The organism is Bradyrhizobium forestalis (assembly GCF_002795245.1).
Taxonomy (GTDB): domain Bacteria; phylum Pseudomonadota; class Alphaproteobacteria; order Rhizobiales; family Xanthobacteraceae; genus Bradyrhizobium; species Bradyrhizobium forestalis.
In genome coordinates this window covers 50,367-62,895 of record NZ_PGVG01000011.1, presented here as the reverse complement: position 1 = coordinate 62,895, position 12,529 = coordinate 50,367, and the positions used below count along the sequence as shown (strand labels likewise).

Here is a 12,529-nt window from a genome sequence, read left to right as displayed (position 1 = left end):
CCGACCTGCCCTAAGGCGAGCGAGCGTATCCATTGTCCATCCTAAAAATTCCGACGGCGAAGATCTTCGAGCGGCTGCTCAAACCTGCGCGCTACAAGGGCGTCTATGGTGGTCGCGGCTCCGGAAAATCGCATTTCTTTGGCGAGCTTCTTGTCGAGACTTGCCAGGCCGAGCGCGGCACGCTCGCGGTCTGCATTCGCGAGGCGCAGCGCACGCTCGCGCAGTCGTCGAAGCGGCTGATAGAAGACAAGATCGCTAGCCTCGGTCTCGGCCACGGCTTCAAGCTGTTCAGCGACAAGATCGAGACGCCCGGGGATGGGCTGATCATCTTCCGCGGACTTCAGGATCACACGGCCGACTCGATCAAGTCTCTGGAGGGATTCCGCATCGCCTGGATCGACGAGGCGCAAAACCTGAGCGCGCGCAGCCTCGCGCTGTTGCGGCCGACGATTCGCGCCAGGGGCTCCGAGCTCTGGGCGAGCTGGAACGGCCTTCAGCGCAGATTGATGCGTGTGGTCGAGGCGAGGGGACGGCGAATCGGATGGGATAGCATCGTCTCTGATACGACGGACAACGCGGTATCTGCGAATAACTTCATTCAGGCGGGCTATCGGCTCTTCGAGCCCGAGACGCCTTGGGCCTGGGCGCATACGCTCTATTGGCGGAAGTGGCTTCATTGAGCAGGGTTTCCCATCGCACGGAACGCGCCCTTCATAGGGTAGAATAGCCAACACGAGACGTCGCGTGACCTCGTATGCCTGGAATGTCCGAGGACCCGGCAGCCTGATGGCTGCCGGGTCCTTTTTGCGTATTGAAGCGATGCGGGCGAGGCACTTGCGAAGTCGGCGGCGCCGGGCTTTAAATTTGCTCCTGCAAGGAATTCGGCGGCCATAAGCCGATGTAAGGGAGAGCGCTATCGATGCCCACCAAGCCTCAATTGCCGGTGCGTTCGTCGCGAGGAACGGGAGGGCCGAGTGCGCTCGATGGTCTGCTGGTCGTCGATTTCACGCGCGTGGTCGCCGGCCCGGCGTGCACCCAGACGCTCGCCGATTATGGTGCGCACGTCATCAAGATCGAGAATCCCGACGGTGGCGACGACACGCGTGCCTATGAGCACGCCGAGATTGGCGGCGAAAGCGCCGCCTATCTCAGTCTGAACCGCAACAAGCGCGGCGTTGCGCTCGACCTCGCCGTGCCGCAGGCTCGAGAAATCGCGCTGGATCTGATCCGCAAGGCAGATGTGGTCGTGGAGAATTTTTCGAGCGGGGTCATGAAGAAGTTCGGGCTCGACTATGAGTCGGTCGCGCCGCTCAACCCGCGGCTGGTCTATTGCTCGATCTCCGCCTACGGACGTACCGGACCGTTTGCCTCGCGGCCAGGCTTCGATCCCATCACGCAGGCGGAAAGCGGCTTCATGTCCCTCAACGGATTTGCCGACGGCCCGGCGGTTCGTACCGGCCCGCCCATCGTCGACATGGCGACGGGAATGTCTGCCTGCAATGCCATTCTGCTGGCGCTGCTGGCGCGCGACCGGCTCGGCCGCGGGCAACATGTCGAAGTCGCCCTGTTCGACATCGCGATGGGGATGACCGGCTTTTACGGCATGGCCTACCTCATCAACGGCGAAAACCCCGGCCGGTTCGGCAATTCGCCCAGCGGGTCTCCCACCGTCGGCGTCTACGAAGCCTCTGACGGGCCGCTCTACATGGCCTGCGCCAACGACCGGCTCTACCGCCGGCTCGTGGTCGAGGTGCTGAATCGGCCTGATCTCATCACCGATCCGCAGTTTGCGACGCGCAAAGCCCGTTCGGAGAACAAGGAGCTCCTGCGGGCAGCCATTGCGGAGGTCTTTGCAAGCGATACGCTGGAGAACTGGATGGCGAAGATGAAGCTGGCCAATATCCCGGTCGGCTATCTCCGGACGGTCGAGGAGGGGTTCAATGCGCCCGAGGCTCGTGAGCGCCATCGCCTGAACCGGATTCCGCACCCTACAGCGGAATGGGTGCCCAACATCGAACCGCCGATTACCATGAACCTAACAGGCGCGATTGATCCCGTTGCGGCCCCCCTGTTGGGCCAGCATACCGAGGACGTGTTGCGCAGTATCCTCGGTTACGACGAAGGTCGGATCACAGAGTTTACCCAGAAAGGTGCTTTTGGCTCCGGCAAACCCTCGACCCCGATGTGAGCCCAAGGACGGGTCCCATGGCACCAGGCATTGCGCCGCGTGCGGATCGATGCTTCGCAATGCCGGCTGCATTGGCTTGATTTGGTGAAGGTACGGTCGCATAAATATGTGAAATCGAGGGACACGAATGGCGCCGGATCGAAAGCCGAGCTTGGGGCAGTCCGCCGGGCCGGAAGCCGGCAAGGACACCTATGCGGCAATGATCGCGAAGGCCCGGGGCCTCGTGCCGCGATTGCGCGAGCGGGCGGCGCGGACGGAGGAGTTGCGGCATCTCCCGTCGGAAACCGAGATGGATCTCCATGACGCCGGCCTGTTCAGGATGCTCCAACCGGCTCGGGTTGGCGGCGCCGAGCTCGACTATGTCGCCCTCGTCGATTGCGCTGAGCTGCTCGGGCAGGCGGATGCGTCGGTAGCCTGGAATCTCGCCAATCTGGCGAGCCATCACTGGATGCTCGGCATGTTCGAGCAACGGGCGCAGGATCTGGTCTGGGGTCGTGATCCGGACGCGCTGATCGCATCCTCGTTCATTTTTCCAGCCGGACGCGCCACGCGGGTCAAGGGTGGATATCAGCTGCACGGCAGCTGGCCATTCTCCTCGGGCGTTGCCTCCTGCGAATGGAACATGCTTGCAAGCGTGGTCTACTCCGACGACGAGGCGGACGGCATCGAGTATCGAATTTTTCTGCTGCCGAAAGGCGATTACACGGTACTGGATACCTGGAATGTCGCCGGACTGCGCGGGACGGGATCTTGCGACGTGGAGGTCAGGGATGCCTTCGTGGCTGACCATATGACGGTCGCCGTCGGTGACCTCTCAGGTGGCCCGACACCCGGAAGCAAGGTCAATCCAAATCCGTTGTATGCGCTCCCCGTGTTCTCGCTATTCCCTTACGTCCTCTCCGGTGTCGCGCTGGGGAATGCGCAGGTGTGCCTCGACGATTACACGGAGGTCGCGCGTCATCGCATTTCGACCTACAACCGCGCCAAGCTGAGCGATTTTCAAAGCACGCAGATCAAGATCGCGGAGGCCTCGGCCAAGATCGATGCCGCACGCCTGATCATGCGGTCGGCCTGCCTCGATGCCATGGAGGACGCACGGTTCGGCCGTATTCCTGATATGGCGACCAAGACCAGATATCGGCGCGACGGATCTTTCTCAGTGAACTTGTGCACGGACGCGGTTTCGATGCTGTTTGCCGCGAGCGGCGCGCGCGGTCTGTTCACGAGCGGCGTGTTGCAGCGGCAGTTCCGCGACGCGCACGCGATCAACTCGCATCTCGCGTTCAATTTCGATGCGGCCGGGACCAATTATGGACGGGTGGCGCTCGGCCTGCCGTCCGAAAATCTCACGCTGTGAGGTCGGCCGATGAATGATCTGCCGAAGCAGCTCCGCGCGCCCGATCCCGCCAACGAGTTCGCGAGCGACAGCTCGCAGATTGATCCCCGCGACTTTCGCAACGCGCTCGGAACCTATGCTACGGGCGTGACGATCATCACGGCGGCAGCGCCTGACGGCAAGCCCTACGGACTGACGTGCAACTCCTTCGCGTCGGTCTCGCTGAATCCACCGCTGGTTCTGTGGAGCCTCGTCGTCTATTCCTCGAGCCTGACCATCTTCCAGAACGCCAGCCATTTCAGCGTCAACGTTCTTGGCGCCTCGCAACAGGCGCTTGCGAACAAATTCGCAAAACCGTCGGACGACAAGTTCTCGGGCGTCGGCTGGACACCTGGCCTCGGCAATGCGCCAGTGCTCGCCGAGAGCGTCGCCAACTTTCAGTGCCGCTCCGTGAATCGCTATTATGGCGGCGACCACGTGATCTTTCTCGGCGCGGTCGAGGCCTACACCTACAATGCGAAGGAGCCGCTGCTCTTCGCGCGGGGGGCGTTCGGCCGCTTCATGGCCGACGATGAGCGCAAGAAGACGCCGTAACGCGCTTCAGGTCGCGCTTGATGGCTTAGCGCTCGACCGCTGAAAGCTTGTAAATCTCCAGCGCATCTGCTTCCGCACCGCGCGCGGCCTTGGCCAGCCTGAAGAGTTGCCCGGCAAGCGAGGCCATCGGCACCGGCGTCGACGTCGCCTGTGCGACATCGACGACCGTATCGAGGTCCTTGAGCATCGTGGCGATGTGGCCGAGCGGCGGGGTGTGAATGCCCTGGACCATTCGCGGCACGAAGAGCTGTAGCGGGATTGAATCCGCGAAGCCGCCGGCGAGCGCTTCGGGTAATCGGTTGGCGTCAATTCCGGCGTTCGCGGCAAGGCGCGTTGCCTCCGCGAGGACGGCCATCGCGCATCCGACGATCACCTGGTTACAGAGTTTCGTGGTCTGTCCAGCGCCAATCGGGCCCATGTGAGTGAACCTGCGCGCCATGGCCAGCACATAGGGCCGCACTCTCTCGATGTTGCCAGCTTCCCCGCCGGCCATGATCGCCAGCGTGCCTTCTTCCGCGCCCTTCGTGCCCCCGGACACCGGCGCGTCGATCCAGTCCGCACCATTCGCGTCTTTCAGTCGCGTTGCGAGATCACGCGCGGCGTCGGGATGTATCGACGAGAAGTCGACCACAAGCTTGCCTGCGCCAGGCGCCGCTGCCAGACCTTCGGGCCCGAAGATCACCTCCTCGACCGCCGCCGCATCCGTCACGCACATGAAGACGATATTGGAGTTCACGAGAAGATCACGAGGCGTGACCGCACGCTTGGCGCCAGCCTCGGCGAGCGGAGCCACCTTGCCCTCCGACCTGTTCCAGACTGCGACTTGATAGCCGGCCTTGAGCAGGCGTCGGGTCATCGGCGTTCCCATGAGTCCAAGGCCGAGATAGCCGAGCTTCTCGGTGCCTTGCGGGTTTGCCTTGCTCTCATCAGCCATAGGTTGCCTCCTTCTGTCGCAATGCGACGCCGCTTTACCATACATTGCGCTTCGGACGGCGAAACCGCCCGGCGCGCATGGCTTGCCTGATTGTTTGAACCATGAAACATTTGAGGCGGTCGGGTTGGGGGCGCCGGTCGGCGCCGGAGCAGCGGAGTGGCACGATGCGAACCGTTTCGAAGTGGATCCTGGCTTTGGGGGCGGCAGTAGCCGCGAGCGCGTCGGCGAGCCCATCTTGGGGGCAGCAGACGATCCGCGTCGGCTGGACGATCCCAGCCGAGGAATCCAAGTATTGGATGATGCGCAGGCCGACCGAATTTCCCAGTATCGGAAAAACCTACAGCATCGAATGGACCCAGTTCCAGGGCACCGCGCCGATGACGCAGGCATTGGCGGCCGGTGCGTTGGACTGTGCGACGCAGGCTCCGCTATCGCTTGCCAACGGTGTCGTCGGGGGCAATCTCAAGGCCTATATCGTAGCGCAGCACGTTTTCGAGAAGCCCGGCGGTTTCTCGGTCTACTGGGCCGTTAAGGATGACTCGCCCATCAAGACGATCGCGGATCTCAAGGGCAAGACGGTCGGCATTTCCGTGATCGGTGGCGGCACGCAGGGGCCGTTCAACCTGCTATTGAAGCAGAACGGCGTCGATCCGGCCAAGGACATCAAGCTGGTCGAGGTCGGTTTTGCCGTTTCCGAGGATGCGCTGCGCCAAGGCCGCGTCGATGCAGTGAACATGAACCAGCCGTTTGCCGCGCGTGCGGAGGCGAAGGGCGGCACAAGGAAGCTGTTCTCGCTGTCCCAGGCCATGCCGAACATCGTGCATATCTTGGAAGCCTGCCGTGCCGATTTCGTCGACAAGAATCCGGAACTGGTCAAAGCCTATGTCCGCGACATCACGTCCGGCATGAAGAAGGCGCTGGCCAATCGCGAGGAAACCTTGAAGGTGGTGTCCGAAGTGCTGAAGGCGCCCGTTCCGGTGCTCGAGACCTATCTGCTCAAAGACAACGATTTCGGTCGCGATCCAGGCGCAGCACCAAACTTCCCCGCGATCCAGAAGATGCTGGATATCTATGCAGAGACAGGAATGCTGCCTAAGTTGGATGTCGCGCAGTTCAAGCATCAGGCGATCGTCGCTCCGCTGCAATAGAAGGGGGCGAACTATCAAGCGTAAGATCGTGGCGTTCCGGATCATCCGGGACGCTGCATGAAGAAGATGCACATATGAAGAAGTTGCGATCACGGGTCACCACAGACGGGCTCGACCGAGCCCCGCATCGTGCATTCATGCGCGCCATGGGGCTCGATGACGTTGCGATTGCCAAGCCGATGGTGGGTATCGTCAGCATGAAGGGCGAGCAGACGCCCTGCAACATGACCCACGACTTCCAGGTGGCTGCGGCCAAGACCGGAATCGAGGAGGCCGGCGGCACACCGCGTGAGTTCTCGACCGTCTCGGTTTCCGACGGCATCAGCATGAATCATGAGGGGATGAAGTTCTCCCTGTTCTCGCGGGAGCTGATCGCCGATTCGATCGAAGCCGTTGTCCATGGGCTGGCCTATGATGCGCTGATTGGATATGGCGGATGCGACAAGACCCTTCCCGGCGTGATGATGGGCATGGTTCGCTGCAACGTGCCGTCCATCTTCATCTATGGCGGCAGCTCGCTGCCGGGCCGCGTGGACGGTCGAACGTTGACGGTGCTCGACTCCTATGAGGCTGTCGGCAGCTTCATGACTGGCGAGATCGACGATGCCACGCTCGAGCGGATCGAGCGCGCTTGTCTGCCGACGATCGGCGCATGCGCCGGCCAATTCACCGCGAACACCATGGGCATGGTCTCGGAGGCGATGGGACTGACCATCCCCAACGTCTCGATGGTGCCCGGTGTCTATTCCGAGCGCGCGCAGATCTCACGACGCGCCGGGCGGCTGATCATGGCGATGCTGGAACGCGGCGGGCCACTGCCGCGCGACATCGTGACGCGGAAATCCCTGGAGAACGGCGCAGCAATCGTTGCCGCAACGGGCGGCTCGACCAACGCCGCGCTGCATCTGCCGGCGATTGCGAACGAGGCCGGGATTGCATTCACGATCGATGATGTCGGTGAGGTCTTTGCCAGGACACCTCTGATCGGGAATCTGCGCCCCGGTGGCAAATACACGGCAAAGGATGTCTACGACATCGGCGGCGCGGCGGTTTTGATCCGTGAGCTGATCCAGGGCGGGCATATCGATGGCAGCTGCTTGTCCGTTACCGGCCGCACACTTGCCGAAGAATATGGTGGGGCCAACGCGCCCGATGGCGAGGTTGTGCACGCGGCCCGCGCGCCAATGATGCCTGACGGTGGCGTGGCAGTTCTGAAGGGCAACCTCTGCCCCGATGGTGCAGTGATCAAGGTCGCCGGTCTGAAGAGCCAGTTCTTCGAAGGCGTTGCGCGCGTTTTCGAGGATGAAGAAGCTTGCGTCGCAGCGGTTCGTGATCGCAGCTACAAAGCGGGCGAGGTTCTCGTGATCCGCAATGAAGGGCCGGTCGGCGGTCCCGGCATGCGCGAAATGCTCGGCGTCACCGCACTGATCTACGGGCAGGGCATGGGCGAAAAAGTGGCTCTGATCACCGATGGCCGGTTCTCCGGTGCGACCCGCGGCATGTGCATCGGCTACGTGGCCCCCGAGGCATTCGTTGGCGGTCCGCTGGCGCTTGTTCGCGACGGTGACAGGATCCGGATTGATGCCGCAAACCGGCGGATGGATGTCCTGCTCGACGGGCAGGAGCTCTCCGCGCGGCGACGCGATTGGAAGCCGCGCCCGCCGCGCCACCGTGCTGGCGCGCTCGCGAAATATGCGCGACTGGTCGGCCAGGCGCCGGGCGGCGCCGTGACGCATGAAGGCCCAGCAGAATGGCCGTGGTTCGAATGACGCACCGCACGGGTGCGAAAACGACCGCCTGTCTGGCAGGCTTCTTGCTAAGTTCGTGCCGCTGAACGTTCGTGCGAGTGAGACGGAAGACGGGATGACGGTGGTGCCTGCGAGACCGAGCGAATGGATGAGTCCGGTGACATCACAAGAGCCGGCTTCTGCAATCATCGAGATCAACCACGTCTCGCAGGTCTTTCAGACCTCGGCGCGCAAAGATCATTTGGCGCTTTCGGACATCTCGCTGACGATCGAGGAGGGGGCCTTCGTCTCTATCCTAGGTCCGTCCGGCTGCGGCAAGTCGACACTGCTCTATATCGTCGGCGGTTTTGTCAGTCCGACTAGCGGCATGGCGAAGATCAGGGGACATGCGATCACCGCGCCGGGGCCGGATCGCGGACCGGTGTTCCAGGAGTTTGCCCTGTTTCCCTGGAAGACCGTGCTGGGGAACGTGATGTATGGCCCCCGCCAGCAAGGTGTGCGCACCGCCGAGGCCGAAGCGCAGAGCCGGGCCTTGATCGAGATGGTCGGCCTCAAGGGTTTTGAGAACTTCTTCCCCAAGGAATTGTCTGGTGGCATGAAGCAACGCGTGGCGCTGGCGCGCACGCTCGCTTACCATCCTGAAGTGCTGCTGATGGACGAGCCGTTCGGTGCGCTCGACGCGCACACCCGGACCCGCCTGCAGAACGATCTTCTGAACATCTGGGAGCGCGACCGCAAGACGGTGCTATTTGTCACTCATTCGGTCGACGAGGCCGTCTTCCTCTCGGATAAGGTCGTCATGATGTCGAAATCACCCGGGCGAATCCGGCAGGTCATCGACATCGATCTGCCGCGGCCGCGCCGCCGCAACGAGCTGTTGCTCGATCCGCAGTATCAGAAGTACGTCGTCGATATCGAGCGCATGTTCGATGAGAGCGACGAAGCCGGGGCGCCCACATGATGATGTCGCCGGCTGTCTTGACCAGGCGGGCTGCTCCGGTGCTGGCCTGCATCGGATTGCTGGCCGTGTGGCAGGTTGCCTCGCTCGCGCTGAAGAACGACAGCTTCCCCACGGCGGTCGAGGCGGTCCGGGCAATTCCGGACATTCTCGGCGACAAGGAATCCCTGACCAACATCCTCGCGTCACTTCGCCGCATGGCGATCGGGTTCGGCGTGGCGGTGCTGGTTTCGATTCCGCTGGGCCTGTTGATGGGACGCAGCCGGGCCATCGCGGCCTTCTTCAATCCCCTGCTGATGGTGATTTATCCGGTACCGAAGGCCGCCTTGATGCCCATTATCATGCTTTGGCTGGGCGTTGGCGACGTCACCAAGACGCTGGTGATCTTCCTGGGCGTCAGCCTCCCCGTGATCTACCACAGCTTCGAGGGCGCCAAGGCCGTCGAAGAGAAGATGCTGTGGTCGGGTGCCGCGATGGGGCTTTCGCCCGCACAGCGCCTGGTGCGGATCGTGCTGCCCGCGGCGCTGCCGGAAATCCTGACCGGATGCCGCACGGGATTGGTGCTGGCGCTGATCACGATGATCACCAGTGAGATGATCGCCCGTCAGTCCGGCGCCGGCAACATCCTGTTCAATGCGCTCGACATGGGCCAATACGACACCGTCTTTGCGATGATCATCATCGTCGGGGCAATGGGAATTTGCCTCGACGCGATTTTCGAAAGAGTTCGTGCCAGGCTCGTGCGTTGGTCCGAGCCGCAGTTCGACATGCCGCTGAGCTTCTCATGATGTCGCGCCTGCTCCCCTCCAACCTTGTTCTTGGGATCGCGCCGATCGTGCTGGTCATCGCCTTGTGGCAAGGCCTGGTGTCATTCGGCTTTGCGCCCGCGGTCTTGCTGCCGCCGCCGGGCTTCGTCTTCAGCCGGCTGCTTCAGCAGCTCGTGACATTGACGTTCCAGCAGGAGATCGCGGCAACATTGATCCGCCTGTTTGCCGGGTTTGCTATTGCGGTCGTGCTTGGCGTGAGCATCGGTATCGCGGCTGCCGCCAGTCCCGCGATCAATGCCGTGGTTCGGCCGATCGTCCGGGTATTGGCCCCACTTCCCAAGGTTGCACTCTATCCGGCGCTCCTGCTTTTGCTCGGGTTCGGTCACGGATCGAAGGTCACATTGGTGGCCGCGGACGCGCTCTTTCCCATTCTGCTCTCCACCTATTACGGTGCCTCGACCGTCGAGCAGAAGCTGATCTGGTCGGCCATGGCAGCGGGGACGCCGCGCTACGAAATCCTCTTCAAGGTGGTGCTGCCGGCCGCGATGCCGTCGATCCTGACTGGATGCCGGATCGGCCTTGTCATTTCCTGCATCGTGGTGTTTCTGGCCGAGATGATCACGTCGACGGACGGATTGGGGCACGCGCTCGTGACGGCGGCCCGAACCTTCCAGGCCGTGGACATGTTCGTGCCGCTGATCACGATCTCGCTGCTGGGCTTGATCCTGAACGGCCTGCTGGGAGCCGTGCGCTCGTACTTGCTCCGGGGCTTCCCCGAAGCGTAACAAACAAGAATCCTGAAGACCGGGAGAGAACCATGCTGGCTGATCGCATCGAGGCAAAATGGATCGACGCATTCTGCGAGATCTTCGAGCGATGCGCCGTCAAGGCCGGCGATACCGCCGCGATCCTCTCGGAAACCCAGTCGCGCGCGTTGAACGTGCATCTCGCGGAGCTGGCCCTGCTGCGGATGGGTGCGCGGCCGTTTCACGTGGTGATGCCGACACCGCGTAACCGGCATGTCGTTCCGGTCCGCTCCACCGGGGCGAGCGAGGCGATCCAAAAGCTTGGTCCGGTCATCACGGCGCTTCAGCAGGCCGGCTTCGTGGTCGATTGCACCATCGAAGGGCTTATGCATGCGGTGGAGACGCCGGAGATCCTCAAAGCCGGCGCGCGGATCCTGGTGATCTCCAACGAACATCCCGAGGCGCTGGAGCGAATGGTGCCGGATCCCGCGCTCGAGAAGCGTGTTCGTGCCGCGGCAAAGATGCTGCGCGGAACGAAGCGGATGCGCGTCACATCGAAAGCCGGCACGGCGCTCGATGTTGACATGGTCGGCGCGTCCACGGTCGGTGTGTGGGGCTGGACTGACAAACCTGGCACGCTGGCGCATTGGCCCGGTGGAATCGTCGTCAGTTTCCCCAAGAGCGGGACCATCAACGGCACGCTGGTGATGGCGCCGGGCGACATCAATCTCACCTTCAAGCGCTACCTGACGTCGCCGGTGAAGATGACGCTGAAGGACGATTATGTCGTCGAGCTGGAAGGCGAGGGCACGGATGCCGCGATGATGCGTGCCTATCTCGCCGCCTGGGGCGATCGTGAGGCCTATGCCGTGTCGCATGTCGGCTTCGGCATGAACCCCGGCGCGCGCTATGAAGCGCTCTCGATGTACGATCAGCGCGACACCAACGGCACCGAGATCCGGGCCGTCTCCGGCAATTTCCTGTTCTCGACCGGCGCGAACGAGTTCGCAGGGCGCTACACGGCGGGACATTTCGACCTGCCGATGATGGGAACGACGATCGAGCTCGACGGCGTTGCGGTGGTCCGGGAGGGTGTGCTTCAGGACGTCTTTGGCTAGCTGCGGTCGAGCACCGGGGGGCGCGCCAGTCCGAAGTGCCGGAGCAGGTCGACCATCGCTTGGAGGCGCTTCGCGCGATAGGCATCGACGTCGAGCCCGGAATAGTCGAGAAAGCCTGCGCCCGTGCGCAGGCCGATCCGGCCTTCATGCATGTTGCGTGAAATGACGTCGGGCGCCCGATAGCGCTCGCTGCCGAGCGCGCCTTCCAGATACCTGCTCGCGTAGTAGAGGATGTCGCCGCCACCCCAATCGATGAATTCGAGCAGGCCGAGCACGGCGTATCGAAAGCCGAAGCCGTAGCGGATCGCCTTGTCGATCTCTTCCGCGCTGGCGACACCCTCCTCAACCATACGAGCGGCCTCGTTCATCGCGAGCGCCTGGATGCGTGGAACGATGAAACCAGGGGTCGCCGCGCAGACCACGGGTACCTTACCGATGCCGTCGAGCAGCGCCTTGACTTGCTCGATGATGGCGGAATCGGTTGATTTACCCGGAGAAATCTCGACGAGCGGGATCAGATAGGCCGGATTGAGCCAATGCACGTTGAGAAAGCGACGCGGATTCACGATCGCACCGGAGAGATCATCGACGAGAATGGTCGACGTCGTCGATGCGATGACTGTATCCGGACCGACCTGTCTTGAAGCCGCCCCGAGTACCTCCCGCTTGAGTTCGACGACCTCAGGAACGCCTTCGAAGACCATGCCGGCCTCGGAGAGCGCTGCATCGCTTCCGCCGGCCGCGACCACCGAGACCCGCGCGACGAGCGGATCGACGTCTGCGTCGGTCAGTAGCCCCAGCTTCGACAGGCTGGCAAAGGTCGTCCGGACCTCGCCGAGCGCATCCGCTTCCAGCTTGGCGAAATCCTCCGCGGAGCGTGCCTTGACGTCGATCATCGTGACCTTATGCCCGGCATAGGCGAACGCAACGGCGATGCCGCGGCCCATGCGGCCAGCCCCGAGACAAGCGACATTGACGCGACTATTCATTGA

Annotated in this window: 12 protein-coding genes; 10 read left to right on the top strand and 2 right to left on the bottom strand. The window is 62.7% G+C overall.

Annotated features, from left to right (window positions below):
* The first annotated feature begins 32 nt into the window (after nucleotides 1–32).
* The 4 genes from CVM73_RS15425 to CVM73_RS15410 all read left to right on the top strand — a co-directional run bounded on the left by CVM73_RS15425 (nucleotide 33) and on the right by CVM73_RS15410 (nucleotide 4,118).
* A complete protein-coding gene (locus CVM73_RS15425; protein WP_100232814.1) occupies nucleotides 33–680 on the top strand; it encodes a phage terminase large subunit in 648 nt (215 codons plus the stop codon).
* A gap of 239 nt (nucleotides 681–919) precedes the next feature.
* Nucleotides 920–2,188, top strand: a complete 1,269-nt coding sequence (locus CVM73_RS15420; protein WP_100232813.1) for a CaiB/BaiF CoA transferase family protein — start codon at nucleotides 920–922, stop codon at nucleotides 2,186–2,188.
* A gap of 127 nt (nucleotides 2,189–2,315) precedes the next feature.
* Nucleotides 2,316–3,545 (top strand): acyl-CoA dehydrogenase family protein, encoded by a 1,230-nt coding sequence (locus CVM73_RS15415; protein WP_100232812.1) that lies wholly within the window; start codon nucleotides 2,316–2,318, stop codon nucleotides 3,543–3,545.
* A 9-nt stretch (nucleotides 3,546–3,554) separates the two neighbouring features.
* Nucleotides 3,555–4,118 carry a flavin reductase family protein gene (locus CVM73_RS15410; protein WP_100232811.1) on the top strand — a complete coding sequence of 188 codons (564 nt, stop codon included), beginning with the start codon at nucleotides 3,555–3,557 and terminating at the stop codon, nucleotides 4,116–4,118.
* Between the two features lie 25 nt (nucleotides 4,119–4,143).
* Here CVM73_RS15410 and CVM73_RS15405 read toward each other — a convergent pair whose 3' ends face one another.
* Nucleotides 4,144–5,052 (bottom strand): NAD(P)-dependent oxidoreductase, encoded by a 909-nt coding sequence (locus tag CVM73_RS15405; RefSeq protein WP_167406850.1) that lies wholly within the window; start codon nucleotides 5,050–5,052, stop codon nucleotides 4,144–4,146.
* A 164-nt stretch (nucleotides 5,053–5,216) separates the two neighbouring features.
* On the opposite strand from CVM73_RS15405, the gene CVM73_RS15400 reads away from it, so the two are divergent.
* The 6 genes from CVM73_RS15400 to CVM73_RS15375 all read left to right on the top strand — a co-directional run bounded on the left by CVM73_RS15400 (nucleotide 5,217) and on the right by CVM73_RS15375 (nucleotide 11,537).
* Complete coding sequence (locus tag CVM73_RS15400; protein ID WP_100232809.1) at nucleotides 5,217–6,200, top strand: ABC transporter substrate-binding protein; 984 nt, start codon at nucleotides 5,217–5,219, stop codon at nucleotides 6,198–6,200.
* A gap of 74 nt (nucleotides 6,201–6,274) precedes the next feature.
* Nucleotides 6,275–7,969, top strand: coding sequence for a dihydroxy-acid dehydratase (gene ilvD, locus CVM73_RS15395; RefSeq protein WP_100232808.1), 1,695 nt, complete (start codon nucleotides 6,275–6,277; stop codon nucleotides 7,967–7,969).
* A 94-nt stretch (nucleotides 7,970–8,063) separates the two neighbouring features.
* Complete coding sequence (locus CVM73_RS15390) at nucleotides 8,064–8,909, top strand: ABC transporter ATP-binding protein (protein ID WP_100232807.1); 846 nt, start codon at nucleotides 8,064–8,066, stop codon at nucleotides 8,907–8,909.
* Nucleotides 8,909–9,694 carry an ABC transporter permease gene (locus tag CVM73_RS15385; RefSeq protein WP_100232952.1) on the top strand — a complete coding sequence of 262 codons (786 nt, stop codon included), beginning with the start codon at nucleotides 8,909–8,911 and terminating at the stop codon, nucleotides 9,692–9,694. Before CVM73_RS15390 ends, CVM73_RS15385 begins: the two co-directional genes overlap by 1 nt.
* Nucleotides 9,691–10,458, top strand: coding sequence for an ABC transporter permease (locus tag CVM73_RS15380; RefSeq protein WP_100232806.1), 768 nt, complete (start codon nucleotides 9,691–9,693; stop codon nucleotides 10,456–10,458). The genes CVM73_RS15385 and CVM73_RS15380 overlap by 4 nt, the downstream gene beginning before the upstream one ends.
* A 32-nt stretch (nucleotides 10,459–10,490) precedes the next feature.
* A complete protein-coding gene (locus CVM73_RS15375) occupies nucleotides 10,491–11,537 on the top strand; it encodes a 2,5-dihydroxypyridine 5,6-dioxygenase NicX family protein (protein ID WP_100232805.1) in 1,047 nt (348 codons plus the stop codon).
* Here CVM73_RS15375 and CVM73_RS15370 read toward each other — a convergent pair.
* The gene (locus tag CVM73_RS15370) at nucleotides 11,534–12,526 is read right to left on the bottom strand and encodes a 3-hydroxybutyryl-CoA dehydrogenase (protein ID WP_100232804.1); all 993 of its coding nucleotides are present in this window, start codon (nucleotides 12,524–12,526) and stop codon (nucleotides 11,534–11,536) included. The genes CVM73_RS15375 and CVM73_RS15370 overlap by 4 nt on opposite strands.
* Nucleotides 12,527–12,529: the final 3 nt, after the last annotated feature.

What these genes read in the sequence shown, in the direction of transcription:
- CVM73_RS15420 (WP_100232813.1), top strand. Translation starts at nt 920, where the DNA reads ATGCCCACCAAGCCTCAATTGCCGGTGCGTTCGTCGCGAGGAACGGGA.
- CVM73_RS15415 (WP_100232812.1), top strand. Translation starts at nt 2,316, where the DNA reads ATGGCGCCGGATCGAAAGCCGAGCTTGGGGCAGTCCGCCGGGCCGGAA.
- CVM73_RS15410 (WP_100232811.1), top strand. Translation starts at nt 3,555, where the DNA reads ATGAATGATCTGCCGAAGCAGCTCCGCGCGCCCGATCCCGCCAACGAG.
- CVM73_RS15405 (WP_167406850.1), bottom strand. Translation starts at nt 5,052, where the DNA reads ATGGCTGATGAGAGCAAGGCAAACCCGCAAGGCACCGAGAAGCTCGGC.
- CVM73_RS15400 (WP_100232809.1), top strand. Translation starts at nt 5,217, where the DNA reads ATGCGAACCGTTTCGAAGTGGATCCTGGCTTTGGGGGCGGCAGTAGCC.
- ilvD (WP_100232808.1), top strand. Translation starts at nt 6,275, where the DNA reads ATGAAGAAGTTGCGATCACGGGTCACCACAGACGGGCTCGACCGAGCC.
- CVM73_RS15390 (WP_100232807.1), top strand. Translation starts at nt 8,064, where the DNA reads ATGACGGTGGTGCCTGCGAGACCGAGCGAATGGATGAGTCCGGTGACA.
- CVM73_RS15385 (WP_100232952.1), top strand. Translation starts at nt 8,909, where the DNA reads ATGATGTCGCCGGCTGTCTTGACCAGGCGGGCTGCTCCGGTGCTGGCC.
- CVM73_RS15380 (WP_100232806.1), top strand. Translation starts at nt 9,691, where the DNA reads ATGATGTCGCGCCTGCTCCCCTCCAACCTTGTTCTTGGGATCGCGCCG.
- CVM73_RS15375 (WP_100232805.1), top strand. Translation starts at nt 10,491, where the DNA reads ATGCTGGCTGATCGCATCGAGGCAAAATGGATCGACGCATTCTGCGAG.
- CVM73_RS15370 (WP_100232804.1), bottom strand. Translation starts at nt 12,526, where the DNA reads ATGAATAGTCGCGTCAATGTCGCTTGTCTCGGGGCTGGCCGCATGGGC.